The organism is Streptomyces brasiliensis (genome assembly GCF_014647875.1).
GTDB classification, from domain to species: Bacteria; Actinomycetota; Actinomycetes; order Streptomycetales; family Streptomycetaceae; genus Streptomyces; species Streptomyces brasiliensis.
In genome coordinates, this window is record NZ_BMQA01000021.1 from 76278 (window position 1) to 102287 (window position 26010).

22 protein-coding genes, 2 tRNA genes and 1 pseudogene are annotated in these 26010 nt (G+C 69.6%); 13 read left to right on the plus strand and 12 right to left on the minus strand.

Features of this window, described 5'->3' with window-relative positions; all coding sequences use genetic code 11:
* Positions 1-139: 139 nt before the first annotated feature.
* Positions 140-1351: a glycosyltransferase gene (locus IEZ19_RS27585; RefSeq protein WP_189314045.1), complete on the plus strand. Its 1212-nt coding sequence runs from the start codon at positions 140-142 to the stop codon at positions 1349-1351.
* 346 nt (positions 1352-1697) lie between these two features.
* Here IEZ19_RS27585 and IEZ19_RS27590 read toward each other — a convergent pair whose 3' ends face one another.
* Together IEZ19_RS27590 and pepN are read right to left on the minus strand one after the other, a co-directional pair.
* Complete coding sequence (locus tag IEZ19_RS27590; protein ID WP_189314009.1) at positions 1698-2735, minus strand: hypothetical protein; 1038 nt, start codon at positions 2733-2735, stop codon at positions 1698-1700.
* 178 nt (positions 2736-2913) lie between these two features.
* A complete protein-coding gene (pepN, locus tag IEZ19_RS27595) occupies positions 2914-5532 on the minus strand; it encodes an aminopeptidase N (protein WP_189314010.1) in 2619 nt (872 codons plus the stop codon).
* A gap of 143 nt (positions 5533-5675) precedes the next feature.
* Between pepN and IEZ19_RS27600 the strand changes: the two genes are divergently transcribed.
* Positions 5676-6341: a mycothiol-dependent nitroreductase Rv2466c family protein gene (locus tag IEZ19_RS27600; RefSeq protein ID WP_189314011.1), complete on the plus strand. Its 666-nt coding sequence runs from the start codon at positions 5676-5678 to the stop codon at positions 6339-6341.
* Positions 6342-6344: 3 nt separating this feature from the next.
* On the opposite strand, the gene IEZ19_RS27605 is transcribed toward IEZ19_RS27600, so the two are convergent.
* From IEZ19_RS27605 to IEZ19_RS27615, 3 genes and pseudogenes are all read right to left on the minus strand, one after another.
* The gene (locus IEZ19_RS27605) at positions 6345-6551 is read right to left on the minus strand and encodes a hypothetical protein (protein WP_189314012.1); all 207 of its coding nucleotides are present in this window, start codon (positions 6549-6551) and stop codon (positions 6345-6347) included.
* 122 nt (positions 6552-6673) lie between these two features.
* Positions 6674-6799, minus strand: a pseudogene (locus IEZ19_RS27610) (Fe-Mn family superoxide dismutase); the annotation flags it as partial.
* Positions 6800-6857: 58 nt separating this feature from the next.
* The gene (locus tag IEZ19_RS27615; protein ID WP_189314013.1) at positions 6858-8240 is read right to left on the minus strand and encodes an amino acid permease; all 1383 of its coding nucleotides are present in this window, start codon (positions 8238-8240) and stop codon (positions 6858-6860) included.
* A 450-nt stretch (positions 8241-8690) separates the two neighbouring features.
* Between IEZ19_RS27615 and IEZ19_RS27620 the strand changes: the two genes are divergently transcribed.
* Positions 8691-9272, plus strand: a complete 582-nt coding sequence (locus tag IEZ19_RS27620; protein ID WP_189314014.1) for a biotin transporter BioY — start codon at positions 8691-8693, stop codon at positions 9270-9272.
* A gap of 181 nt (positions 9273-9453) precedes the next feature.
* Here the strand turns inward: IEZ19_RS27620 and IEZ19_RS53600 are convergent, their stop codons facing one another.
* Both IEZ19_RS53600 and IEZ19_RS27630 read right to left on the minus strand, forming a co-directional pair.
* The gene (locus tag IEZ19_RS53600) at positions 9454-9714 is read right to left on the minus strand and encodes a hypothetical protein (RefSeq protein ID WP_373297058.1); all 261 of its coding nucleotides are present in this window, start codon (positions 9712-9714) and stop codon (positions 9454-9456) included.
* A gap of 104 nt (positions 9715-9818) precedes the next feature.
* Positions 9819-11246: an amino acid permease gene (locus tag IEZ19_RS27630; protein ID WP_189314015.1), complete on the minus strand. Its 1428-nt coding sequence runs from the start codon at positions 11244-11246 to the stop codon at positions 9819-9821.
* 270 nt (positions 11247-11516) lie between these two features.
* Here IEZ19_RS27630 and IEZ19_RS27635 point away from each other — a divergent pair, with 270 nt between their 5' ends.
* Together IEZ19_RS27635 and IEZ19_RS27640 are read left to right on the plus strand one after the other, a co-directional pair.
* Positions 11517-12005: a ribose-5-phosphate isomerase gene (locus IEZ19_RS27635; protein ID WP_189314016.1), complete on the plus strand. Its 489-nt coding sequence runs from the start codon at positions 11517-11519 to the stop codon at positions 12003-12005.
* 173 nt (positions 12006-12178) lie between these two features.
* Positions 12179-12997, plus strand: coding sequence for an Fpg/Nei family DNA glycosylase (locus IEZ19_RS27640; protein ID WP_189314017.1), 819 nt, complete (start codon positions 12179-12181; stop codon positions 12995-12997).
* A gap of 16 nt (positions 12998-13013) precedes the next feature.
* On the opposite strand, the gene IEZ19_RS27645 is transcribed toward IEZ19_RS27640, so the two are convergent.
* Positions 13014-14267, minus strand: coding sequence for a GNAT family N-acetyltransferase (locus IEZ19_RS27645; RefSeq protein ID WP_229840883.1), 1254 nt, complete (start codon positions 14265-14267; stop codon positions 13014-13016).
* Positions 14268-14429: 162 nt separating this feature from the next.
* Here IEZ19_RS27645 and IEZ19_RS27650 point away from each other — a divergent pair, with 162 nt between their 5' ends.
* Both IEZ19_RS27650 and IEZ19_RS27655 read left to right on the plus strand, forming a co-directional pair.
* Complete coding sequence (locus IEZ19_RS27650) at positions 14430-15605, plus strand: PP2C family protein-serine/threonine phosphatase (protein ID WP_189314019.1); 1176 nt, start codon at positions 14430-14432, stop codon at positions 15603-15605.
* A gap of 65 nt (positions 15606-15670) precedes the next feature.
* On the plus strand, positions 15671-16159 hold the full coding sequence (locus IEZ19_RS27655; RefSeq protein ID WP_189314020.1) for an HD domain-containing protein: 489 nt from the start codon (positions 15671-15673) through the stop codon (positions 16157-16159).
* Here IEZ19_RS27655 and IEZ19_RS27660 read toward each other — a convergent pair.
* Positions 16149-17348 (minus strand): acyltransferase family protein, encoded by a 1200-nt coding sequence (locus tag IEZ19_RS27660; protein WP_189314021.1) that lies wholly within the window; start codon positions 17346-17348, stop codon positions 16149-16151. The genes IEZ19_RS27655 and IEZ19_RS27660 overlap by 11 nt on opposite strands.
* 439 nt (positions 17349-17787) lie before the next feature.
* Here IEZ19_RS27660 and IEZ19_RS27665 point away from each other — a divergent pair, with 439 nt between their 5' ends.
* Positions 17788-17982, plus strand: a complete 195-nt coding sequence (locus tag IEZ19_RS27665; protein WP_189314022.1) for a hypothetical protein — start codon at positions 17788-17790, stop codon at positions 17980-17982.
* Positions 17983-18181: 199 nt separating this feature from the next.
* Here IEZ19_RS27665 and IEZ19_RS27670 read toward each other — a convergent pair whose 3' ends face one another.
* The gene (locus IEZ19_RS27670; protein ID WP_189314023.1) at positions 18182-19411 is read right to left on the minus strand and encodes a SpoIIE family protein phosphatase; all 1230 of its coding nucleotides are present in this window, start codon (positions 19409-19411) and stop codon (positions 18182-18184) included.
* Positions 19412-19805: 394 nt separating this feature from the next.
* Positions 19806-19876 (minus strand) — tRNA-Gly (locus IEZ19_RS27675).
* Between the two features lie 177 nt (positions 19877-20053).
* On the opposite strand from IEZ19_RS27675, the gene IEZ19_RS27680 reads away from it, so the two are divergent.
* From IEZ19_RS27680 to clpX, 5 genes are all read left to right on the plus strand, one after another.
* Positions 20054-20130, plus strand: a tRNA-Pro gene (locus IEZ19_RS27680).
* 190 nt (positions 20131-20320) lie between these two features.
* Entirely contained in the window at positions 20321-21715 is a 1395-nt protein-coding gene (gene tig / locus IEZ19_RS27685) for a trigger factor (protein ID WP_189314024.1), read from the plus strand.
* 390 nt (positions 21716-22105) lie between these two features.
* Positions 22106-22711 (plus strand): ATP-dependent Clp protease proteolytic subunit, encoded by a 606-nt coding sequence (locus IEZ19_RS27690; RefSeq protein WP_189314046.1) that lies wholly within the window; start codon positions 22106-22108, stop codon positions 22709-22711.
* 67 nt (positions 22712-22778) lie between these two features.
* Positions 22779-23444 carry an ATP-dependent Clp protease proteolytic subunit gene (locus tag IEZ19_RS27695; protein ID WP_189314025.1) on the plus strand — a complete coding sequence of 222 codons (666 nt, stop codon included), beginning with the start codon at positions 22779-22781 and terminating at the stop codon, positions 23442-23444.
* A 168-nt stretch (positions 23445-23612) separates the two neighbouring features.
* Entirely contained in the window at positions 23613-24899 is a 1287-nt protein-coding gene (gene clpX / locus IEZ19_RS27700) for an ATP-dependent Clp protease ATP-binding subunit ClpX (protein ID WP_189314026.1), read from the plus strand.
* A gap of 63 nt (positions 24900-24962) precedes the next feature.
* On the opposite strand, the gene IEZ19_RS27705 is transcribed toward clpX, so the two are convergent.
* Positions 24963-25916 (minus strand): hypothetical protein, encoded by a 954-nt coding sequence (locus tag IEZ19_RS27705; RefSeq protein ID WP_189314027.1) that lies wholly within the window; start codon positions 25914-25916, stop codon positions 24963-24965.
* Between the last annotated feature and the right edge of the window lie 94 nt (positions 25917-26010).

Consider the following 26010-nt stretch of genomic DNA (forward strand, 5'->3'; position numbering starts at 1 on the left):
GCCGACCCAGAACGGAAGCATCCAGTTCATTGGCCCGTAACGTCTGTACCGCCTCATATCGGCTAACCCGCTGTTCACGGGGATGGCTCGATTCATGTGCAAGGCGGGTGGTCGTGTGCGCGCGAGGCACGGACTGCGTGTGCTCTCGGTCTACGAGGGATTCTTCTCCGGCGGAGCCCGGATGGTCCACAGTGACGTCGTCCTGGGACTGGTCGAGGGCGGCCAGTCCCACCAGGTGCTCAGCATCCATGGCGAGGTGCGCCGCGAGGCCGCCCGGCAGCGGATGGAGGACGACGCCTGCTACCGCGCGCTCACGGCAGGCGGCGTCGGCGTCACCTCCCTGGACCGCAGCGCAGGGCTGGTCGACGGGTCCGTCGCGGCGTCGGTTTTCAGCGGGCCCGAGCTGGCCGAAACCGCCCGTGCCATGGCGGGGGCGGACGTGCTCCTCTCCCTCAAGGAGCAACCCCTGGCCCTGCTGAACCAGGCAGGGCTCCCGCGCCGCCCGGTGGTCGTATGCCTCCACCGCTCCGACCCCGAGAACCAGGGCCCGGCACTGGACGAGCTGAAGGCGGCGATCGCGGACGGCACGGTCGTGGCATGCGTGTGCTGTGCCGAGTCGACGCGGGACGCGTACGCGGCCGCGGGGATCCCGGCCGAACTGCTCCACGTCATACCGAACGGCGTCGACCTGCTGCGGTTCCGGCCTGACCCGGCGGTGCGGCTCGCGTTCCGGTCGTCCCTCGGCATCACGGCCGGCGCTCCCGTGATCGTCTTCGCCGCCCGGTACGCCACGATGAAGAACGTCCCGCTCTTCCTGCGGGCGGCACGGGCCTGGCTCGGCCGCGAGGGCGGCGGACACGTGCTGATGTGCGGCGCGGGCATGACGGACGCCAACCCGTCCCTGCGGGCCGACATCGAGATCGCGTTCCACGGGGACCGGGACCTGGCCGAGCGGGTGCATCTGCTGGGGGTACGGCGCGACATGGAGGCCGTGCACGCCGGCTCCGACGTCGTCGCGCTCACCTCGTCCACCGGCGAGGCGGCGCCCCTGTGTCTGATCGAGGGCATGATGTGCGGCGCCGTCCCGGTGACGACGGACGTCGGCGACAGCGCGGCGATCGTCACGGGCCACGGCTTCGTCACCCCGCCGGACCCCGGCGCCATCGCGCTCGCGTGGTCGGCGGCGATCGCCGGCCGCGAGGAACTCGCCCCTGCCCTGGCCGCCGCCCGCGAGCGCTTCAGCCGTACGAGGATGATCGCGGCGCACGCCACGCTGCTCGACGGGGTGCACGCCTCCAGCACCGGCCGGTCGAGCGACGAGCTCAGTCCGGACCTCGGCGGGCAGGTGTAGGGGGACCCGGTCGGGACCGTGGTCCCGGTCCCGGCGGATGCTCAGCGCGCGGAGAGCTCGGAGAAGAACTCCTGCAGCAGTCGCACGGAGGCGTCGGGGTCCTGGGGCATCCATCCGTGCCCGCGGCCCTGGAGCCGCACGACGCGCGCCCGCCCGGTGTGCCGTACGGCTGGACAGGGTGTCGTCGTCGAACGGGTCCGCGGTAGGGACGACCACCGGACCCGGCACCTCGGCCGCGCCGGGAAGCTCGCCTCCCCCACGGCGGCACGCATGAAGAGGGGGCACCGGGACGCGATGTCCCGATGGCCCCTCCTCTCCCCTCCTTTGCGTCCCCGGGTGCGCGTCACTACCGGGGCAGGACCACCACGTACGCTGCGGGTTCGCGGTCGTTCGCGGCCATGAGGGCCGTGCGGGTCACCGCCGCCTGCTCCTCCATCGCGTGCCGCAGCTTCTTCGGGGTCACGTACACGACCGTGATGCCCAGGCGTTCCAGGTGCTCGCGCTTGCGGGCGTACTCCGACCACAGGGCGTCCTCGTCCTGGCGCGGGGCCCGCGTGTCCAGTTCCATCGCCACCGCCTGGTCCGGCCAGTACGCGTCGACGCCGCCGAGGTGCGGGCCGCCCGGCAGGCGCAGGTCGACGTTCCAGATCGGTTCCGGGAGGCCGTACTCGCGCACCATCCGGTAGAGGTGGTCCTCCGCCCGTGCCCGGCCCTCCGCCACCAGGGAGTCGACCGCGCCCACCACATGCGGGCGGGAAAGCAGCTTCGCCTGGGTCAACTCCCGTACCACGGCGGCCGGTTCGCAGTGGCCAGCACGGACCGTCTCCGTCATCAGACGCAGGACCGAGGCCGCGTCCGACAGCTCCGCCACCGCGTCGGCCAGGGCGCGCGGGACCGGCGCGACCGGAATGCACGTGACCTGCCGTGGGGTGGGCATGTCCGGCGTGCGGATGATCTGGACGGTGTTCGTCGAGCGCAGCCGGCGCAGCCGCGGGACCAGGACGTCGATGCGGGCCAGGGCCGGCAGGGAGGGCGCCGACGAGAAGCCGTACAGGGCCAGGGCCGCCAGGCCTGTGATCATCGCCTCCGGGTACGGCGAGCGGTGCCGGCCCTCCGGGCGGGTCTGGGCCGGCACCCCCACCGTCGACTGGCGCGTGGCGTACAGCAGCGCCGCGTGCAGACGCTCCTCGCTGGTCGGCGGGCCGGGGTGGAGCAGGATCACGTGGGGGAGGATCTGCTGCCAGGGCCCGCCGGGGCGGCACTGCTCGTTCAGCTCGGCCGTCGAGACGCCGTGGGAGCGCAGCTGCCCGGTCGTGAGCACGCCGCCGTGGCTGTCGTCGAGCTCGCGGAGGGGGCGGGGGGAGAGCGGGGTGTTGTGGGTCATGCCCACCCGATTCCCGCGCCCGATCCGCCCTTTAACCGCTGTTACACGCTCGTCGACAAAGACGGACAAGGCCGCACTAAAGGACGGGTGTTCGGATGCCGAGTAGGGCGGAGAAACCCCTGGTCCGTCTGGGTGCGGACCAGGGGTTACGGCTCCTATTGCCTGAATTCCGTAACGGTCACGGACGGGCCGAGCTTTGGCCAGAGGTGGTGGCCCCAGCGTCACAGGCCTGTCCGCGCAGCGACCGGGCGAGGTCGTCATGCGCCTCCAGGACCAGCCGGCGCAGCGCCGGGGCGGCCCCCTCGTGGGACGTGAGCCACGCGTCCGCCGCGTCCAGCGTCTCCTGGTCGTCCTGGTAGGCCGGGAACAGGCCCCGGACCACGTCCATGCCGATCTGGATCGACCGCTCCGACCACACCCGCTCGATCGCCGCGAAGTACTTCTCCGTGTACGGCGCGGTCAGTTCCCGCTGCGACGGCTGTGCGAAGCCCGCGATCGTCGCCTCGACCAGCGCGTTGGACAGCGCGTCCGACTCCACGACCTGCGCCCAGGCCTGCGCCTTCACCGCCGCCGAGGGCCGCGCGGCCAGACAGCGGACGTGGTGGCGCTTGCCGGAGGCGGTGTCGTCGCGGGCCAGCTCCGCCGCCAGGGCCTGCTCGGCCGCGAACCCGTGCGCGGCCAGCGGCTCCAGGAACGCCCAGCGCAGCTCCTGGTCCACCTCGAGCCCGTCGATCTTCGCCGTGCCCTCCAGCAGCCCCTGCAGCAGCTGGAAGTCGGACTCGGCCGACGCCACCGCCGCGAAGAAACGCGCCCAGGCCAGCTGGTGCTCGCTGCCCGGCTCGGCCTGCCGCAGCTCCTCCAGCGCGCCCTCGGCGACCAGCCGCTCACCGGTCGACCGCCACTCCGGCGCCGCGTAGTGCACCAGCGCCGAGTTCGCCCACGCGTGCAGCATCTGCAGCACGCCGATGTCCGACTCGCGGCCCGAGTACCGCAGCACCAGATCCACGAAGTCCCGTGCCGGCAGCAGCGCGTCGCGCGTCAGGTTCCACAGCGCCGACCAGCACAGGGCACGGGCGAGCGGATCGGTCAGCGCGCCCAGGTGGCCGCGCAGGGTCGCCAGCGAGGTCTCGTCGAGGCGGGTCTTGCAGTACGTGAGGTCGTCGTCGTTGACCAGGACCAGCTCCGGCGCCTCGGCGCCGGCCAGTTCCGGTACGACCGTGCGCGGACCGTCGACGTCGGTCTCAGCGCGCGCGTACCGCGCCAGTTCCCCCTCCGGAGTACGGCGGTACAGACCCACCGCGACCCGGTGCGGGCGCAGCTGGGGGTGCGACTCGGGCGCCTCCTGGAGCACGGCCAGCTCGGTCACCCGGCCCTCCGCGTCGAGCAGCACCTGCGGGGTCAGCGAGTTCACCCCGGCCGTCTGCAGCCAGGACCGCGCCCAGGCCGCCATGTCCCGGCCGCTGGTCTCCGCCAGCACCGACAGCAGATCGCCGAGGCGGGTGTTGCCGTACGCGTTCCGCTTGAAGTAGCGCCGGGCGCCCTCCAGGAACGCGTCCTGGCCGACGTACGCGACGAGCTGCTTCAGCACCGAAGCCCCCTTGGCGTACGTGATCCCGTCGAAGTTCAGCTTGGCGTCCTGCAGGTCATGGATGTCCGCCGTGACGGGGTGCGTGGACGGCAGCTGGTCGGCGCGGTACGCCCACGCCTTGCGGCGGTTGGCGAAGGTGACCCAGGCGTTCGTGAAGCGGGTCGCGCCGACGTTCGCGAACGTCCCCATGAAGTCCGCGAAGGACTCCTTCAGCCACAGGTCGTCCCACCACACCATGGTGACCAGGTCGCCGAACCACATGTGTGCCATCTCGTGCAGGATGACGTTTGCCCGGCTCTCGTACGACGCCTGCGTCACCTTGCCGCGGAAGATGTACTCCTCCCGGAAGGTCACCAGACCCGGGTTCTCCATCGCGCCCAGGTTGTACTCGGGCACGAACGCCTGGTCGTACTTCCCGAACGGGTACGGGTAGTCGAAGTGGTCGTGGAAGAAGTCCAGGCCCTGCTTGGTGATCAGGAAGACGTCGTCGGCGTCGAAGTACGGCGCGAGGCCCTTGCGGCACAGGGCGCCGAGCGGGATCTCCAGCTTCGTGCCGTCCTCGAAGGTGCGCTCGTAGGAGTCGGTCACGTAGTGGTACGGGCCCGCCACCACGCAGGTGATGTACGTCGAGATCGGCTTCGTCTCCGCGAACCGCCAGATCCCGTCGGTGAGTTCGCCCTCCCCGTTGCTCCACACCGTCCAGCCCTCCGGCGCCCGTACCTCGAAGCGGAACGGTGCCTTGAGGTCGGGCTGCTCGAAGCCCGCGAAGACCCGGCGGGAGTCGGCCGGCTCGTACTGCGTGTAGAGGTATACTTCGCCGTCCTCCGGGTCGACGAAGCGGTGCATGCCCTCACCGGTGCGCGAGTAGGCGCACTGGGCGTCGACGACCAGCTCGTTCTCGGCGGCCAGGTTCTCCAGCGTGATCCGGGAGCCGTCGAAGACCTCGCCGGGGTCGAGGTCCCGGCCGTTGAGCGAGACGGCGGTGACGCTCGGCGCGATCAGGTCGGCGAAGCTCGACGCACCAGGCTCGCTGCACCGGAACCGCAGCGTGGTGACCGAGCGGAACGTGCGCGGCTCGCCTGGCTGGGCCTGCGGTTCCCCGTCGCCGCCGACGGCGGACCGCAGGTCCAGGGACACGTCGTACCCGTCGACCGACAGCAGGGCGGCCCGCTCCCGGGCCTCGTCGCGGGACAGATTCTCACCGGGCACGGGCGGCACTCCCTCATGGTCGCGATACGGGTGATCAGGACCGATCCTCCCATGTGCCCCTGATAGGGGGCAGCCGGGAATGGGACGCCCGGGCGCGGCGTTGCCCGCTGAAAAGATTGCTTTACCGCTCGCTGAGGAGAGCCATGCCCGAGACGACCGCGACCAGTTCCGGCAAGACCCCCGTCGACTTCTGGTTCGACCCGCTGTGCCCCTGGGCCTGGATGACCTCCCGCTGGGTGCTCGAAGTGGAGAAGGTCCGGGACATCGAGGTCCACTGGCACATCATGAGCCTGGCCGTGCTGAACGAGAACAAGCTGGACCAGCTGCCCGACGAGTACCGGGAGATGCTCTCCACCAAGGCGTGGAAGCCGGTGCGCGTGGTGACCGCCGCCTGGCAGAAGCACGGGGAGGACGTTCTCGGCCCGCTGTACACCGCGCTCGGCACCCGCATTCACAACAACGACGAGGGCGCGACCCTCGAGGCCATCGCCGGCGCCCTCGAGGACGTGGGGCTCCCCGCCGACCTGCTCGACTACGCCGACCAGCAGGACTTCGAGTTCGACGCCGAGCTGCGCGCCTCCCACAAGGAGGGCATCGACAAGGTCGGCCAGGAGGTCGGCACCCCGGTCATCTCGGTCCCGGGCTCCGACGGCGAGCAGCTCGCCTTCTTCGGCCCGGTCGTCACCCCCGCGCCCAAGGGCGAGGAGGCGGCTCGCCTGTGGGACGGCACCCTCGCGGTCGCCTCGGTGCCGGGCTTCTACGAGATCAAGCGCACGCGCACCAAGGGTCCGGACTTCAGCAACCTGTGAGTCTCACGTGTCGTCCGGCGGGGGGAAGTCTCCGCCGTCCTTCCAGTTGAGGATGCGCTGGTAGCGGCGGCAGCCCTCCCGGGTGCAGCGGACGTACGCCTCGGGCGGGAAGCCCGGCTTCTCCTTCCGGACGAACGCCTTCTCCTCGGCGGTGAGCGGGCGGAACGCCTGAAGCGGTCCGCCGCAGTTCGGGCACCGTTTGAACTCCATGCGCGCCCCCCGGCTGTCACGAAGCCCCGCCCGCGGCGGACGGATGCCCCAGTGTCGGCCCGGCTCCCACGACCGCGCCAGCCCGCGAACAGGACAGGCCCCGCGAGTCACGCCCTCGCGGGGCCAGTCCCTTCGTCGTGGTCGTGGACCTGCTCCACGACCATCCGTCTGCTCAGCGGCTCGTACGCGAGGACGCCCCAGCCCGAACCCTGCGTCGTGGCCGCGGCCTTGCGTAGCCGGCAGCGGAAAGGCCCCCGTGGCTGCACCGCGAGGGCCTTTCGGGGCGCAACCGGCCCGGGCGGAGGCTCAGGCGCGCATCCGCTGCCGGACATAGCCGACCGCTGCCAGCACCAGCGTCATCCCGCCGGTCGAATACAGCTGCACCCGCGTGTCCGCCTGCCAGGCCATCAGCACGAAGATCGCCGCCATCCCGGCCAGCGCCACCCAGGTCAGCACCGGGAACGCCCACATCCGCACGACCAGCTTCTCGGGCGACTCGCGCTCCATACGGCGGCGCAGCAGCAGCTGGGAGGCCGCGATGAAGATCCAGACGACCAGGATGACCGCGCCGATCATGTTCAGCAGCCAGGCGAAGACGTCGTCCGGGCGCCAGTAGCTGAGCAGCACGCACGCGAAGCCGAAGACGCAGGACGTCAGGACCGCGACGCGCGGGACCCCGCCGGACACCCGGCCCAGCGCCTTCGGGCCCTGCCCGCGCCCGACCAGCGAGTAGGCGATGCGTGAGGAGCCGTAGACGTTGGCGTTCATCGCCGACAGGAGGGCCACCAGGACCACGACGTTCATCAGTTGCCCGGCGCCGGGGATGCCGAGGTGGTCGAGGGCGGCGACGTACGGGCCCTTCTCGATGACCTCCGGCGAGTCCCACGGGACGAGCGTGACGATGACGGCCATCGAGCCGACGTAGAACAGCGCGATGCGCCACATCGCCGTGCGGACGGCGCCCGACACGCCCCGCACCGGGTTCTCCGACTCGGCGGCGGCGATGGTGACGGTCTCGATGCCGCCGTACGCGAAGACCGAGGCGAGCAGGCCGACGATCAGGCCCTCCCCGCCGCCCGGCAGGAAGTCGGTCAGGTTCGAGGCGCCGGGGGAGTCCGTGCCCGGCAGCACACCGGCCACGGCCAGTACGCCGAGGACCAGGAACAGGGATATCGCGCCGACCTTCAGCGCGGCGAACCAGAACTCGAACTCGCCGAAGTTCTTCACGGCGGCCAGGTTCGTGCCGCAGAACACCACCATGAACAGTGCGACCCACGCCCACTCGGGCGTGCCGGGCAGCCAGCCACTGACGATGTGCGCGGCGCCCATGCCCTCCAGGCCGACGGCCGTGGACAGCAGCACCCAGAAGGACCAGCCCGCCGTGAACCCGGCCCACGGTCCGATGGCCCGCTCGGCGTGCGCCGAGAAGGAACCGGACGACGGATACGCGGCCGACATCTCGCCGAGCATCCGCATCACCAGCATCACCAGGAGGCCGGATATCGCGTAGGCGACGACGATCGAGGGGCCGGCGGCGGCGATGCCCGCGCCGGAACCGACGAACAGACCCGCGCCGATCACCCCGCCGAGGGCGATCATCGACAGATGGCGCTGCTTGAGTCCGTGGGAGAGGGAGACGCCTTCCCGCTGGTCGTGCTGCGGCGGTGTCTCGACTGTGGTGCTGGGCATGTACGCGGCTCGTCCCGTCCGACAGGTGGGCAAAATCGCCCACAGTCTGAGCGCCCTGTCCGCTGGGAAGGGGAGGCCGCCCGCTATCCGGACACTCGCCGCACGGTGTGTGAGGTCGCGGCTACGCGGCGACGCGGGTGCGGGGCGAGGCGTCGCCCTCGATCGAGCCCGACCGGAGGATCGGGACGCGGAGAGCCACCGGCCAGGCCGGGAGCTGCCGGCGCCCGTTCGGTGAAACTCCACAGACGCGGCCCCGACCCCCTGCGTATGCCGGACCGCACACCACCCCAGTGAGCGGTGTCACGCCGTACCGCGTGTAACCGCCATCCTTTGTCCGGAGCCCACCAAGCCCGTGTTCCAGCCTTTGTCGAGCGCTGACGGTGATCGGCTCGAGGACGCCGAGGTAGCGTCGCGGTGTTCCCCCGTGCCCTCACCTCAAGCGGAGTCCTCATGAGCACCGCCACCGCCATCGCTCGCCCCGGTGAAGTCCTCGCCGACCTCCTGCCCGCCTCTCGCGTGCGGGACGTCGCCCTCGTGCTCGGCGGTGCGGCGCTCACCGGTCTCGCGGCCCAGCTCTCCGTCCCCGTGCCGGGCTCCCCGGTGCCGGTGACCGGCCAGACCTTCGCCGCGCTGCTGGTCGGCACCACGCTCGGCGCCCGCCGGGGCTTCCTCTCCCTCGCCCTGTACGCGCTCGCGGGCGTCGTCGGCGTGCCGTGGTTCGCGGGCGCCACCTCCGGCTCCGCGGCCCCCTCCTTCGGCTACATCCTCGGCATGATCCTCGCGTCCACCGTCGTGGGCGCCCTGGCCCGCCGCGGCGCCGATCGCTCGGCCCTGCGCATGGCGGGCACGATGGTGCTGGGCGAGGCGATCATCTACGCGGTGGGCGTCCCCTACCTCGCCGTCGCCGCCGACCTGTCCGCCTCCGCGGCGATCGCGGCCGGCCTGACCCCGTTCCTGATCGGCGACGCCCTCAAGGCCGCGCTGGCGATGGGCGCGCTGCCGACGGCCTGGAAGTTCGCGAACAAGCGCTGACACGCGCCGGATTGTGACGGCCTGACCTGACACCGTCGTCAGGTCAGGCCGTCACCATGTCCACGCCCCTGCGGTTGCTGCTGCGGCCGCTGCCGGGACCGCCACAGCCCCGCCGCGCCCGCCACGACGAGAGCGGCACCGGTCGCGCCGAGCGGCAGCACGTCGGCACCGGGCCCCGGTGTCAGAAGGTCTTCTTGCCGTCGGTGCTCTGGGCGGGCAGACAGATCTTCCCGGTTCTGCCGAGGTCGAACGTGGCGTCGACGTCGTACGACTTGGCGGCGCCGGCGGCGAGCGACCCGACTGGACAGCTGAAACCGCTGTTGGATCCCTCCGGCAGATCTTTGTCTGTGATCGCCGGACAGCCGTTGGCGTCAGTGACCTTCAGGCCGTCGAAACCGACGACGAGAAGATTGAACTCACCACTGCCCGGAGATCGAGACAACAGCGCTCGCCCGGTACGACAAAGCCGAGAAGAGCTTCACCGTGCTGTGACGGTGAAGCTCTTCTCGACCGGTCGTCCGACCGCGGACCGATGGACCGACCGGGTCAGCCGACGGAGACCTTGTCGTGCGGCTCGGCCTCGACGGCAGCGGCGGCTCGTCCGCCACCGACCTTCTGCCGCACCACGGCGATCACGATCACCACGGCGGCGACGAGCAGCGACAGCAGCACGGTCGTACGCCCGCTGCTCTCCCCCTCCGTGTCGGTCAGCATGTAGCCGAGGACGAAGACGATCACCGCGGCCGTGGCCCAGGTCAGGTACGGGTACAGCCACATCTTCACGACCAGCTTCTCCGGCGCCTCGCGCTGGATGATCTTCCGCATGCGCAGCTGCGAGAAGCAGATGACCAGCCACACGAACAGGGCGACCGCACCACTGGAGTTGACCAGGAAGAGGAAGACAGAGTCCGGGAACTTGTAGTTGAAGAAGACGGCGACGAAGCCGAAGAGCACGGAGGCGATGATCGCCGCCATCGGCACACCACGGGAGGTGGTCTTCGCGAACACCTTGGGCGCGTCACCGCGCTGGCCGAGCGAGAAGGCCATGCGGGAGGCCGTGTAGAGGCCGGAGTTGAGACAGGACAGCACCGAGGTCAGCACGATGAAGTTCATGATCTCGCCGGCGTGCGCGATGCCGAGGGAGTCGAGGGCGGCGACGTAGGAGCCCTTCTCCTTGATCGAGGGGTCGTTCCACGGCAGCAGCGAGACGACCACGAGGATCGAGCCGAGGTAGAAGACACCGATACGCCAGATGATGCTGTTGGTCGACTTGGTGACGGCCCGCTGCGGGTTCTCCGACTCACCGGCGGCCAGCGTCGCGATCTCGCTGCCCATGAAGGAGAAGACGACGAGCAGCACACCGGTGAGGATGGTGCCGGGCCCGTTGGGCAGGAAACCGCCGTGGTCGGTGAGGTTGCCGAAGCTCGCCTTCTCCGCGTCCACGCCCGGCAGCACACCGAAGACGGCCAGCAGGCCGATGACGATGAACGCGCCGATCGCGACGACCTTGATCCCGGCGAACCAGAACTCGAACTCGCCGTAGGAGCCGACGGAGACGAGGTTGGTGGCGGTGAGTACCACCATCACGATGAGTGCCCAGGCCCACTGCGGTACGGCCGGAACCCATCCCTCGAGGATCGAGGCACCCGCGGTCGCCTCGACGGCGAGCACCACGACCCAGAAGAACCAGTACAGCCAGCCGATGGAGAACCCGGCCCAGCGGCCGAGCGCCCGGTCGGCGTGCGCGGAGAACGAGCCGGAGGTCGGATTGGCGGCCGACATCTCACCGAGCATGCGCATCACGAGGACGACGAGCGTGCCGACGAGGGCGTACGACAGGAGGATGCCGGGGCCCGCGGTCGCGATGGCGGAGCTGGACCCGACGAAGAGTCCTGCGCCGATGACGCCACCGATGGCGATCATCGACAGATGTCGGTTCTTGAGGCCTGCCTGAAGTCCGGAACCAGGGGTCATGGACGGAATTCCTTTGCGCCGGTGGAGCGGTTTCCCGTACGGCGGGGGACGTCACTGTGACGAGCCGGTACGGGCTCTCGTACGAAGGTGGTGCGAGCGGTGTACGAGCCGGTCCAGTGAATCCGAGGCGAACAAATTCTGGAACCTTTGATTCCGGATCGTTACTTGAGGTTCCCTTGAGGTTCTATGGCGTGACTCACAGTTTGTCTTCGGCTCTGCTTCTGGCAACCCGAGACTGCTGCCCCGATTCGGCCGTGTCACACTCATCACATGCGCGTGTATCTCGGCTCCGACCATGCGGGCTTCGAACTCAAGAACCACCTCGTCGAATGGCTGAAGGCGGCGGGTCACGACCCGGTCGACTGCGGCCCCCTGATCTACGACGCCCAGGACGACTACCCGCCCTTCTGCCTCCGCGCCGCCGAGCGCGCGGCCGCCGACCCCGAGTCCCTCGGCATCGTCATCGGCGGCTCCGGCAACGGTGAGCAGATCGCCGCCAACAAGGTGAAGGGCGTGCGTGCGGCGCTGGCCTGGAGCGAGGAGACGGCGTCGCTGGGCCGCCAGCACAACAACGCCAACGTCGTGGCGGTGGGCGCGCGCATGCACTCCACGGAGGAGGCGACGAAGTTCGTCGAGACGTTCATCAACACCCCGTTCTCGGGTGACGAGCGCCACATCCGCCGGATCAACATGCTGACGAAGTACGAAACGACGGGTGAACTCCCGCCGGTCCCCGCGCACCACCCGCAGCAGGACTGAGTCCACCGCCTGAGGCTCCGCCCAGGGACCTCGGAAGGGTGCAGGGGCGGAGCCCCGCGAGAGGTGCAGGCGACACAGTCCCCGCCGGGGACCGGGGCGGAGCCCCGGGTCAGGGGGCCTCTCTATTTACCGAGTCGGGTAGGCGGGCAAGAACACGGAAGGACACGGCCACCGTGCCAGAGGGGCACACGATCCACCGGCTGGCACAGGACTACGCCGAACGTTTCGCAGGCACGCGCGTCCGCGCAACCAGCCCCCAGGGCAAGTTCTCGGACGCCGCGGCCCTGCTCGACAACACACAGCTGACCCGGACAGAGGCTCACGGCAAACACCTGCTCCTCGGCTTCCGCACCCCCGACACCCCGGACTGGATCCACATCCACCTCGGCCTCTTCGGCAAGGTCGCCTTCGGTGACACCCCCGCACCCCCGCCCACCGACACGGTCCGCCTCCGCCTCGCCAACACCACCGCCTACGTCGACCTCCGCGGCCCCACGACCTGCGAACTGATCACGGACGACGAGAAACGCGCGATACACGACCGTCTCGGCCCCGACCCCCTCCGCCCGGACGCCGACCCGCACACCGCGTACCGAAGAATCTCCCGCAGCCGCACCACCATCGCCGCGCTCCTCATGGACCAGAAGGTCATCGCCGGCGTCGGCAACGTCTACCGCGCCGAGGTCCTCTTCCGGCACCACATCGACCCGTACCGCCAAGGCCGGGACATCACCCCCACGGAGTGGGACGCGATCTGGGGAGACCTGGTCGACCTCATGCGCGAGGGCGTCCGCAACAACCGCATCGACACGGTCCGCCTCGAGCACACCCCCGAGGCGATGGGCCGTCCGCCCCGCGTCGACGACCACGGCGGCGAGGTGTACGTCTACCGCCGGGCCGCCCTGCCCTGTCACATCTGCGGCACGGAGATCCGCACCGCGGACCTGGCGGCCCGCAACCTCTTCTGGTGCCCCACCTGCCAGCGCGGGTGACGCAACCGTCCGATCGTCAGAACCCGTGCGGCAGCCACGGCGCCACAGCCGCCCCGAACCCCACGGAAGCCTCCGCCAGCGCCCCGCTCCGAAGCTCCCGCACCCGCCCGGCTCCCGCCAGCGACGCCAGCGACACGCCACCGAGATACGCCGCGCCCAACTCCCGTACGGTCAGGGCGAGATCGGCCGCGTCCCCGGTGCGTGAGCACACCGCCCCCTTCGTGTCCCCGGTGAGCCGCCAACGCCCGGCGTTCCAGGGGCAGAAGGCGTCCTCGACCTCGAACACGACGTCCACCGGCGCCTGATAGGTCCGCGTCTCCAGCGCCGCCCCGACGTCCACCAGCCGTACGTACAGCGAGTCCCGCAGCGTCAGCCGGCACCGCCGAACGTCCGACACCATCCGCAGCCACGGCTCGTCCACCGGCCGTCCCCGTGCGGTGAGCGTGGACGTCAGGTCGATGTCGAACAGGAAGCGCCACACCGCCGCGTGCGCGGCCGGATCCGCCGCCTCCATGTCCTCGAGGACCACCGTGCCCTTGGGTCCGGCCGTCTCCCACTCCGGCTTCACCCGGAACCGCGCGTACCCGACGAACTCCCCGGCCCGCTCGGCCACCACGCACTGAAGCGGTGACGCCCCGTCCCGCCCGGCCTCCGGATCGAGCAGCTGAAGTCGCTCCCAGCCGGGCAGCCGCGCGAGCATCCCGGGCCGCTCGGGCACCCGGCGCGTGTACAACTCCTCGCAGGCGTCGAGGACATCGGCCGGCGCGGCGTACCGCAGCCGTACGTCGTCCGTGCCGGGCGGCACCGACAGCCGTACCCGCGCCGTGTCGACCTCGGTGTTGACGTGGAACGTCGCGGCGCCGTACCCGAACCGCCCGTAGATGTCCGGTTCCGACGCGGTCAGGACGGCCAGCGGCCAGCCCCACGACCGTACGGCGTCCAACTGCCGCCGCATCATGGACGTCAGCACCCCGCGCCGCCGGTGTGTGGCGGCCACGCTCACCATGGTCACGCCCGCCGCCCGCACCGTGCCTCCGCCGGGCACGGTCAGGCGGAAGCTGTACGCCCCGGCCGTACCGACGCACGCGTCCCCGTCGAACGCGCCGATGGCGCGCTCGGTCTCGAGGACCGCGAGCCATGCGTCCCGCTCCTCGGCCGACTCCGGCATCCCGCCGAAGGCCCGCAGCAGGCTGTCGTACCACTCGTCCAGTTCGTCCCGCCGCGGCTCCCGCAGCTCCACGGCCCGGTCTTGCGCAAGGTCTGTCCCCATGAAACATGCGTACCAGGGCATTGCGGGACGAGCGAGCGAATTTCTCCCGGAGACCAGCGGGCGACCGCCCGGTGAAGTTCACTGTGAAGTTCAGCCTCGGACGGGGGACAAGTGGGACCTCCCGTGCCGAGCAGCAGGTCCGATGGATAGGGTCCCGAACTAATGGCAGCAGAACGAGAACGGCGCGCGAAGGCCGAGACGTTCACGGCTCGGTGCAGGATGCAGTGGCACCGGGCCCGCGTCGGCGTGCGCAGAAGCGCCGTGGACTACTTCCGCGGCGACGGCTCGGACTGGATCGCGCTCGTCGGACTGCTGCTGACCATCCCCGTGCTCGCTGTCATGACACTCGCCAACTCGGTGTGGTGCTCGCCGGGCACGCTGGTGCTGCCGATCGTCGCGGGCGGCCTGCTGCTGCGCCCGGCGAGCCTGCTCGGCCTGTACGCGGCGGCCGCCACGGCGCTGATCGTGGAGTCGGTGCAGCTCGGCCCGTACACGGAAGGGCCGTCCCGGGTCACCCCGGGCGTGGTCCTCGTGGTCGCCGCCTGTGGCTTCTTCGGGCTGCTCACGGCGCAGTTCCGCAGCCGGGTCGGGGTGCCCTGGCGGCGCGGCGGCACGATGCTGTTCGACCTGCGCGAGCGGATCCGGGTGCAGAGCAAGCTGCCCACGCTGCCGCACGGCTGGCACCGGGAGATGGCGCTGCGGCCCGCGGGTGGCCAGTCGTTCTCCGGTGACTTCGTTGTCGCGGCCCGTACGAACAACGGCCGCACCCTGGAGGCCGTGCTCACGGACGTGTCGGGCAAGGGCATGGACGCGGCGTCGCGCGCCCTGCTGCTGTCGGGCGCGTTCGGCGGCCTGCTCGGCTCGCTGCCCCCGCACGCCTTCCTCCCGGCCGCCAACGGCTATCTGCTGCGCCAGGACTGGGACGAGGGCTTCGCGACCTCGATCCACCTGGTCCTGGACGTCGACTCCGGGGACTACGAGCTGTACTCCGCGGGCCATCCGCCGGGGCTGCAGCTCAGCGCGGGCAGTGGGCGCTGGGAGGAGAAGGCGGCCGAGGGACCGCTGCTGGGCGTGTACGACGGGGCGCAGTTCGACCCCGTGAAGGGCACGCTGCGGCCCGGTGACGTGTTGATGCTGTTCACGGACGGCCTGGTGGAGACGTCCGACCGGGACATCGTCGAGGGCATGGACAGGCTGACCGGCGAGGCCGACCGCTATGTCGCCGGCGGCTTCCACGGAGCCGCCTGGCATCTCATCGAAGCGGTCGCCAAGGACGTCAACGACGACCGCGCGCTGCTGCTGATCTGCCGCGAGGCGACGGCTCCCGCCCTGCGCTGACCCGTCATCCACGCCAGGTCGTACGGGGGCAGCACCGAGACCCCTACCGCGGACATACTTGAGGCGTGACCGACACGCAGCGTCCCCAGCTCACCCTGGCCGAGGCCGAGGCCGTCGCGCGAGCCGCCCACGAGGGGCAGACGGACAAGGCGGGACAGCCCTACGCCGAACACCTGCGGGCCGTGGCCGAGGGCGTACGCACCCGCGGCGGCGACGAGGAGCAGATCGCCGCAGCCTGGCTGCACGACTCCGTCGAGGACGACAAGCTGACGGACGAGTGGCTGACGGCGGCCGCGCTGAGCCCTCGTACCAAGGACGTCGTGCGCGCGGTCACCAAGCGTGCGGGGGAGGAGCCGGAGGCGTACGCGCGGCGCATCCTCGCCACGCCCGGCGCGTTGCTCGTGAAGGAGGCGGACCTGGCGCACAACGCGGACCCGGACCGCCTCTCGGTCCTGGACGGACCCACCCGGAAACGACTGACCGAGAAGTATGCCCGCATGCGCGCACTTCTCGGTCTCGACGGGTCGGCCGAGCGCGGTTCGGCTACGCGCTGACCTTCTCGCGCTCGCGTTCCTTGCGCTGCCGCTCGCGGGCCAGTTCGGCGGCGTCCTGCTTGAACGCCCACTCCATCTTCGGCTCCATCGCGAACCGGAACACCCGCTGCACGGGCCGCGTGCACAGCAGCGTGACGGCGGCCGCCGCGAGGAGTGTCACCAGGATCTCGCCGAGCGGGCGGTGCAGGAAGGCGTGGTCGAACCAGCCCCGGTAGTCGCCCAGTTTGACCAGGAAACCGTGCAGCAGATAGCCGTACAGCGTGCCGGCGCCCAGCGTGGTGAACCACATCTTCCGGCCCGGCACCCAGGAGAAGAAGCAGGCCGTCAGCAGCAGCGAGCAGCCGAACATCGCGAGCACCATGACCGGGCCGCACCACCAGGGCGCGCCCAGTTCCTGCGCCGAGTCGCGGTGGTAGAACCACGCCGTGTTCATGCGCGGCACCGCCCACCAGCCGAAGGCGATCGCGAACAGGAACACCGGCACGGAGGCGACACGCACCCAGCGGCGGCGCACGAGTCGGAAGTGCTCCGGCTTCATGCACAGGCCGAGCACGAAGTACGGCAGGAACTGCAGCACGCGCTGAAGGTCCAGGTCGTCGCCGATGCTGGGGCTGACGGACGCCAGCATCGCGATGCCGATCGCCAGCGGGAGGGGCCAGCGGACGAGTTTCCACACCGGGGTGGTCAGGCGCCAGACGAACAACGCGACCAGGAACCAGGTGAGATACCAGGGATCGAGGAGGCTGATCTCCTGGCCGGGGTCGTGGTCGACGACCCGCTTGAAGAGCGGATAGGCCGTCTCGAAGATGATGTACGGCACGGCGACGCCGGTGATCAGCCGCTTCAGCCGGTCGGGGCGCATGTCGAAACTGCGCGAGAAGTAGCCGGAGATGATGATGAACGCCGGCATGTGGAAGCTGTACACGACGGTGTACAGGCCCTCCAGGATCCGGCTGTCATCCTTCAGCGGCTCCCAGGAGTGTCCCATGGCGACGAGTACGATCGCCAGGTACTTGGCGTTGTCGAAGAACGCGTCGCGCTGTTTGCCGGATTTGCCGGATCTCGCCGCCTGTTCCGGCTGCGACCGCGAACTCGTCGCGGTGCGCGGGTTCGGCACTCCGTCCGGCGGCGACTGCGCCGGGGGGAGTGGCCTTCGGGGCTGGCCGGGGGACGAGGCGGCATCGAACATCTCAGGCACCCTAGCGTCGTCTGTGGGATTTCGTAAAACCCCGTCCTTCTTTCCTGGTTAAGTGCTTCAGCTACCCCCGGATTTACAGAAGTTGACGCCCATGTCCACGTGATGGTCGGCACGCCGGACTCTCCAGAGTGCCCCTAATGTCCATATTCGTCCTGACTAATTGGTGCATAAGATCCTCTCTGCGTCAACAATTCGAATTACCCGCGCACACGTTGTGTGGACACGGCAACGATGCATGGCAATTTCCGTGCGGCGACGGTGTGCCGACTCCCTCGAATTACCGTGCGGAAGGTCACCCGGGACAACCGGTCACCCGACGATGCGTCACGGGCCGCATACGGGGGCCGGGTTGGTGGCACGATGGTTCTGGCGGGGGTGCGGGGCCGTACCCCAGGCCGGGAGAGCGAACCGACCGAGGGTGTGATCAGTTGTGGCCATTTCACTGTCCGTGGTGCTGCTGTTGGCGATCATCCTGGTGGTGCTGATCAGGGGAGGCAGCATCAAGCCCGGCCCGGCGATCGTCGCGGTGCTCTTCGGCTTCTTCCTCGCCTCGACGGGCATGGCCCCGTCCATCAACCGCTTCCTCGACTCGATAGCCGAGACGATCAACTCGATCAGCTTCTGACGGCCGCCGGGCGTCGCGACAGGTCTCGATTCCCGCGACCGGCAGCCTTGCCCCGATCACGGGTCCCGTCAGGTCGGGCCAGTGTCCCGGAACGGCCGAAGGCCCAGGAAGAGTACGTTCCCTCTTGCTCCCCGCCACCCGCCGTCCGATCGGGCACGCACGGGGCACGGCCCGGTGACGTGCGCTGTGTCGCTCGAAGTCATAGGCGGATGACGACCAACGCTATGTCGTCGCTGCCGCCGTTGGCGACCCCGAGGCGAGCCAGCAGGGTGTCTGCCATCCGGTCGGCGGCAAGGGTGGTGGCCTGAGCCAGGACTCTGGTCAGGCGGGCCAGGCCGGTGTAGATGTCCTCGTCGCGGCGCTCGATCAGCCCGTCGGTGTAGAGCACGAGCGTGTCTCCCCGGGAGTAGGGCACGCTGGCCTGCGGACGGGGGACATGATGCAGGCGGGCGCCGAGCGGGGGATCGGTGGCTTGGTCCAGCAGCTCGCAGCTCCCGTCGCGATGCAGCAGGACGGGCGGCGGGTGCCCGGCACTGCTGTAGATGATCAGTCTGGTGCGGGGATCGATGAGTGCCTTCACCGCGGTTGCGGCCGTCGCGCCTTCCATGGAGCGCGCGTACAGGCCGAGGATTTCCAGGGCCTGGGCAGGGCTCGGGAGGGCCCGGATTGCTGCACTCAGGGCGCTGCGGAGCATGCCCATGACGGCCGCGGCGTGCAGGCCATGGCCGACGACGTCTCCGACCGCCACCGAGTAGCGGTCGGGTGGCAGGTCGACGATGTCGTACCAGTCGCCGCACACGTTGAGTGACGTGGTCGCGGGCAGATACCGCACGGCGATGTTGTCGTACCGGAGCAGGTCTGGGTCGTCGAGCAAGGCCTCCTGCAAGGTGACGGCGATCTGTCGTTCGCGGGCGTGGGCCTGGCGCAGTTCCTGGTTCAGCCGGTGCAGCTCGCGCGCCCTGACGTAGAGCTCGGCTGCCACGCCGCTGTCGCGCTCGGTGAGCGTGAGCTGAGGTGCCGTGAGTGAGCGGACGAAGGCGGTGACGTCTTCGACCTGCTGGACGATCCACTTCACACTGCCGTCCGGCCCGGGAACCGGGGTGTGGACCTCGGACCACCACCGCTCCTCGAACCTGCCCGGCCGCTCGGGGGCGGAAAGGTCGTAGCGCTGCAGCGTCAGGGTGCCTGGCTTCCCGGTGTTCAGGGCCTCCACCAATGACGCCTTCAGGTGTTCTGCGCCGCCCTCGGGAGCGCCGGGGTTTTCCGGCCAGGCGTCGAAGAAGTACTTCCCGATCAGCTCTTCGCTGCTCCGTCCGGTGACCTGCAGGTACGCCGGGTTGACGTAGCGGATCACCATAGCCATGTCCATTACCAGATATGGGCTCGGTGTGGCGTCGCAGAAGGCTGCGAAATCGATGTCCAGTGACATACGCGCTCTCCAGGGTTCGCGAGCGCGACTATCTCCGATGTCATTCTATGGACGATCTGGGGTCCCGGCTCGCTGACCCGGGGCTGGACCTGCCCCGGCGAGTGATCACGGCCCCTGACGCCGGCGGCACGGTGAACGCCCCGGAGCGGCCCAGCGGCCCACTGCGTCCGTGCGGGACGTGTTCACAGCGGCAAGCGGATCCACAAGGCGCGCAAGAGCGAGGCGGGCCAGCACATCGTCTTCGGCACGCGGGGGACGCCCTGTGATCGACGCTCTGGAGCGGCGTCGGCGCCGGAAGGGGCACGACGGGGACATGCGGGACCTGTCGGCGCTCGGAACGACCGAAGGCCCAGGGAGAGGAAAACAGCCTCTCGCCTGGGCCTTCGCCGTACAGAGCGGGCGACGGGAATCGAACCCGCGTAGCTAGTTTGGAAGACTAGGGCTCTACCATTGAGCTACGCCCGCGCGTGTCGCACCGCAGGTCAGGTGACCGCGGCACAGGAGGCATCGTAGCGGGTCGGGTGCCGTCGCCGCACACCCCATTCCGTGTCCCGACCCGGCCCGCGCCCCCACGCACCCATGCGCTCCGGAATTGCGGCAGCCTCACTGCCTGCGGGCATGTACCCTACGTGTCGCACCAGACGGGGTGTGGCGCAGCTTGGTAGCGCGTCCGCTTTGGGAGCGGAAGGCCGTGGGTTCAAATCCCGCCACCCCGACCATCGACGATGGTCGCACCACGTCGTCGCCCAGTGATCGCCTTTTTGGGGCGCTGACCCGCTGCGGTTACTATGCAAGCTGCGCGCCCGTGTGTCCCGGCCCACTCGGCCTACGAACTCCTCCGGGCGGCGAATCCGCCGGACCTGTCTGGCTCGGCAGAACCCAAGAAGTCAGCCACAAGGAGACCGAACCGTGAAGAGCGCCGTGGAGACCCTGAACCCGACCCGGGTTCGGCTCACTGTCGAGGTGCCCTTCGAGGAGCTCAAGGACAGCCTCGACGCGGCGTACAAGAAGATCAACCAGCAGGTCACGGTGAAGGGCTTCCGCAAGGGCAAGATCCCGGCCCGGATCATCGACCAGCGGTTCGGCCGTGGCGCCGTGCTGGAGGAGGCCGTCAACGACGCGCTTCCGAAGTTCTACCAGGACGCCGTCAACGAGGCGGAGCTCAGCGTGCTGGGCCAGCCCGAGGTCGACATCACGGAGCTGAAGGACGGCGAGACGCTGAACTTCACCGCCGAGGTCGACGTCCGCCCGGCCCTCGAGATCCCGGACTACTCCGGCATCGAGGTCGAGGTCGACGCCGTCGAGGTCACCGATGAGGACATCGAGAAGTCGGTCGAGCAGCTCCGCGAGCGCTTCGCGTCCACCTCCCCGGTCGAGCGCGCCGCCGAGGACGGCGACGTCGTCACCATCGACCTGGAGGCCAAGGTCGACGGCGAGGTCCTCGAGGACGGCATCGCGAGCGGCGTCTCCTACACCATCGGCTCCGGCGAGCTGCTCGACGGCATCGACGACGCCGTCAAGGGCCTGGAGGCGGGCGGCGAGGCCACCTTCACCTCCGAGCTCAAGGGCGGCTCCGCGGCCGGCAAGGAGTCCGAGGTCACCGTCAAGGTCACCCAGGTCGCCGCGCGCGAACTGCCCGAGCTGGACGACGAATTCGCGCAGCTCGCCTCCGAGTTCGACACGCTGGACGAGCTGAAGGCCGACAGCCGCAAGCGCCTCGAGAACATGAAGCAGTACGACCAGGCCACGCAGGCCCAGGAGCGCGTCCTGGAGAAGCTGCTCGAGCTGGTCGAGGTCCCGGTCCCCGAGAAGCTGCTCGAGGACGAGATCAACACCCGTAAGCACAACCTCGAGCACCACCAGCTCGCGCAGATGGGCCTCACCCTCGACAAGTACCTGGAGATCCAGGGCACGACCGCCGAGGAGTTCGAGACCGAGACCCGTGAGGCGGCGGTCAAGGGCATCAAGACCCAGTTCGTGCTCGACGAGCTGGTGAAGTCGGAGAAGCTCAACGTCAACCAGGAGGAGCTCACCGAGCACCTCATGCGGCGTGCGGCGTCCTCCGGCATGTCCCCCGACCAGTTCGCCCAGGCCGTCGTCGAGGGCGGCCAGGTGCCGCTCCTGGTCGGCGAGGTCGCCCGCGGCAAGGCCCTGGCCGTCGTGGTCGAGGCCGCCACGGTGAAGGACACCAACGGCGAGATCGTCGACCTGGACGACGAGGACGAGGCGGAGACGGCCACGGAGACGGTGGAGGCCGCCGAGGCCGCCGCCGAGACCCCGGCCGAGGAGAAGACCGAGGGCTGAGCCCACGGCGCCTCTGAAGGACGCACGACGGGCCCCTGGGACTGCAACCCCGGGGGCCCGTCTGTCATAGTCGGCGCGCTGCCGACCTGAAGGTGCGCGGGGCTGTATCGATATGCGGCTCCGCCGCGCGGGCGCGACAAGCCCCCACCGGTACGCGGCCCGCAACGCACCCCGAGCCACCCCCCCACGACCCGTACCGCCCCTCCACGGAGCCGCGCACGCTACGCCCCCGGCGAACACTCCCATCTCCGGGATTCCCCGAAGGGGCCGTCGCGTTAGGGTCCATGAATACGAGGGCAGTGGAGTCCCCGAACGGCTCCAGCCCCGCAGGGATACGTGAGACGGCTCCGCGCCGTCGCAAGACGAGCAGGTGGATACGTGACGAATCTGATGCCCTCCGCCGCCGGCGAGCCTTCCATCGGTGGTGGCCTCGGCGACCAGGTCTACAACCGGCTGCTCGGCGAGCGGATCATCTTCCTCGGCCAGCAGGTTGACGACGACATCGCCAACAAGATCACCGCGCAGATGCTGCTCCTCGCCGCGGACCCCGAGAAGGACATCTACCTCTACATCAACAGCCCCGGTGGCTCGGTGACGGCCGGCATGGCGATCTACGACACCATGCAGTACATCCCGAACGACGTGGTCACCATCGCCATGGGTATGGCGGCCTCGATGGGCCAGTTCCTGCTCACCGGCGGTGCCGCGGGCAAGCGCTTCGCGCTGCCGCACGCCGACATCATGATGCACCAGGGCTCCGCGGGCCTCGGTGGTACGGTCTCGGACATCAAGATCCAGGCCGAGTACCTGATGCGCACCAAGAAGCGCATGTCCGATCTGACCGCGCTGCACTCCGGCCAGACCGTCGAGACGATCATCCGCGACGGTGACCGCGACCGCTGGTTCACCCCGCAGGAGGCCAAGGAGTACGGCCTCATCGACGAGATCATCACGCATGCCTCCGGTGTTCCGGGAGGCGGCGGCACCGGTGCCTGACCGGCCCGGCCACGCCACGCACCGCCGAGACTCCAGCTCCCAGAACGCCACCAGGACGGTGAACCCCATGAACAACTTCCCCGGCGCCGCCAGCGGCCAGTACGACGGGCCGCGGCCCGAGAGCCGCTATGTCATTCCGCGCTTCGTCGAGCGCACCTCCCAGGGCATCCGCGAGTACGACCCGTACGCGAAGCTCTTCGAGGAGCGCGTGATCTTCCTCGGCGTCCAGATCGACGACGCCTCCGCCAACGACGTCATGGCTCAGCTGCTGTGCCTGGAGTCGATGGACCCCGACCGGGACATCTCGATCTACATCAACAGCCCTGGTGGCGACATGACCGCCCTCACGGCGATCTACGACACGATGCAGTTCGTGAAGCCCGACATCCAGACCGTGTGCATGGGCCAGGCGGCCTCCGCGGCGGCGATCCTGCTCGCCGCGGGTACGCCGGGCAAGCGCATGGCGCTGCCGAACTCCCGCGTGCTGATCCACCAGCCGGCCGGCTCCACCGGCCGCGGTCAGCTCTCCGACCTGGAGATCATCGCGAACGAGTTCACGCGGATGCGCACGCAGCTGGAGGAGATGCTGGCCAAGCACTCCAACCAGCCGATCGAGAAGGTCCGCGAGGACATCGAGCGCGACAAGATCCTCACGGCCGAGGAGGCGCTGCAGTACGGCCTCGTCGACCAGATCATCTCCACCCGCAAGATGAACAACGCCTCGGTCCGCTGACGCGGAACGGGTGTTCTCGCCCCCCTTGGCACGGTGCACGTCAAAGTGAACCCTGCCAAGGGGGGCCCGAACGGGGGGCCCGGCAAGGTACCGTCGGACATAAGGCAGCACCAGGAGCCGCTGGACTCATGACGTCCAGGCGTCTCCCAGGCGAAGGGGAAGCACACCGTGGCACGCATCGGTGACGGCGGCGATCTGCTCAAGTGCTCGTTCTGCGGCAAGAGCCAGAAGCAGGTCAAGAAGCTCATCGCAGGGCCCGGTGTGTACATCTGCGACGAGTGCATCGATCTCTGCAACGAGATCATCGAGGAGGAGCTCGCCGAGACGAGCGAGGTGCGCTGGGAGGAGCTCCCGAAGCCCCGCGAGATCTACGAGTTCCTCGAGGGCTACGTCGTCGGCCAGGAGCCCGCCAAGAAGGCCCTCTCCGTGGCCGTGTACAACCACTACAAGCGCGTGCAGGCGGGCGAGAACGGCGGGGCCCAGGGCCGCGACGACGCCATCGAGCTGGCGAAGTCCAACATCCTGCTGCTGGGCCCCACGGGCTCCGGCAAGACGCTCCTCGCCCAGACCCTCGCCCGCATGCTGAACGTCCCCTTCGCCATCGCCGACGCCACGGCGCTGACGGAGGCGGGATACGTCGGCGAGGACGTCGAGAACATCCTCCTGAAGCTGATCCAGGCGGCCGACTACGACGTCAAGAAGGCCGAGACCGGGATCATCTACATCGACGAGATCGACAAGGTCGCGCGGAAGAGTGAAAACCCCTCCATCACCCGCGACGTCTCGGGCGAGGGCGTCCAGCAGGCGCTCCTGAAGATCCTCGAGGGCACGACGGCCTCCGTGCCTCCACAGGGCGGCCGCAAGCACCCCCACCAGGAGTTCATCCAGATCGACACGACGAACGTGCTGTTCATCGTGGGCGGCGCCTTCGCGGGCCTGGAGAAGATCATCGAGGCGCGGGCGGGTGCGAAGGGCATCGGCTTCGGCGCGACGATCCGCTCCAAGCGCGAGCTGGAGTCCAAGGACGTCTTCGAGGACGTCATGCCGGAGGATCTGGTCAAGTTCGGCATGATCCCCGAGTTCATCGGCCGACTGCCGGTGATCACGAGCGTCCACAACCTGGACCGCGAGGCCCTGCTGAAGATCCTGGTGGAGCCGCGCAACGCGCTCGTGAAGCAGTACCAGCGCCTCTTCGAACTCGACGGCGTGGAGCTGGATTTCGAGCGCGAGGCCCTCGAGGCCATCGCCGACCAGGCCATCCTCCGCCAGACCGGCGCGCGCGGCCTGCGCGCCATCATGGAGGAGGTCCTGATGTCGGTGATGTACGAGGTCCCCTCCCGCAAGGACGTGGCCCGGGTGGTCATCACGGCGGACGTCGTCCACTCGAACGTGAACCCGACCCTGATCCCCCGCGACGCCCGCGGCCGCGGCTCGGGCGAGCAGAAGTCGGCGTAACCGCCCCCGAACATCGAAGAGGCCCAGGTCCACCGACCTGGGCCTCTCGCGTTGCACCGGCCGTCAGGCCTTGACGCGCACCTCGTTGCGGAACTTGGCGGTCAGGTCGGCCGCGTCCTGCGGGTCCGTGGACTTGCCGGACGCGAGGTTGGCGTAGTCCATCGGCATGACCAGGCCGAGCGTGCTGTGGTCGCCCCAGATGCACACCGTCATGTTCATCTCCTTGGGCTGCCCGGCGCCGCCCGCGGAGTTGTCGATCTTCGCCTCCTGGCACTTGAGGACGGCACCGTCGAGCGAGGAGGGGTTGTAGGCCTTCGGCTCACCGACGAGTGTGACGTCCTCGTCGCTGCCGCCCTTCTTGGTGTCGTCCTTCATGTGCGCGAACATCGCGTCGACGGTCTTCTCCGGGTCGTCGATCGTGCCGTACACGCCGCCGAACTGGATGAGCTTCTGGCTCAGCAGGACGTTCTTGTCGCCCGCCTGGTACGCCGCGCTGACGTCCTTGGGGTCGTGCACGCCCCACGTCTCGGCGTCCTTCATATCGTCGTCCGACATGGTGCCGCTGTCGCCGTCAGACTTCTTGTAGTCCGTCAGCACCGTGGCCGGCGTCGTCAGCTTGTGCGGGCCGTCGTCCGCGACGTCCGAGCCGCTCCCGCCCCCGGCGAGCACGAAGTACGCGCCCACCGCAATGGCCGCCACCACGGCGACCGCGCCGATGATCAGGCCCGTCTTCTTGCCGCCCCCACCGGACGCCGGCGGCTGCGGGGGGTAGGGCTGCTGCCCGTACGGCTGCTGTCCGTACGGCTCCTGGCCGTAGGGCGGGGCCTGCGGCGGGACGCCGCCTTGCGGGGGCTGCTGCGGGTAGCCGTAGCCCGGCTGCTGGGGCGGAGGGGTCTGCTGGGGGTAGCCATAGCCAGGCTGCGGAGCCTGCGGCTGCTGGCCGTAGGGACCCGGCTGGCCGTACGGTCCGGGCTGCTGGGGCTGCCCGCCGTACGGGCCCGGCTGGTTGTAGCTCATTACTGGGTTCCCCTCCAGATGCTTATGTGTTCCTGACATCCTGGCGCAGCAAAGGGAGGCCCACCGCATCGGGAGGCGCACCGTTACAGAACAA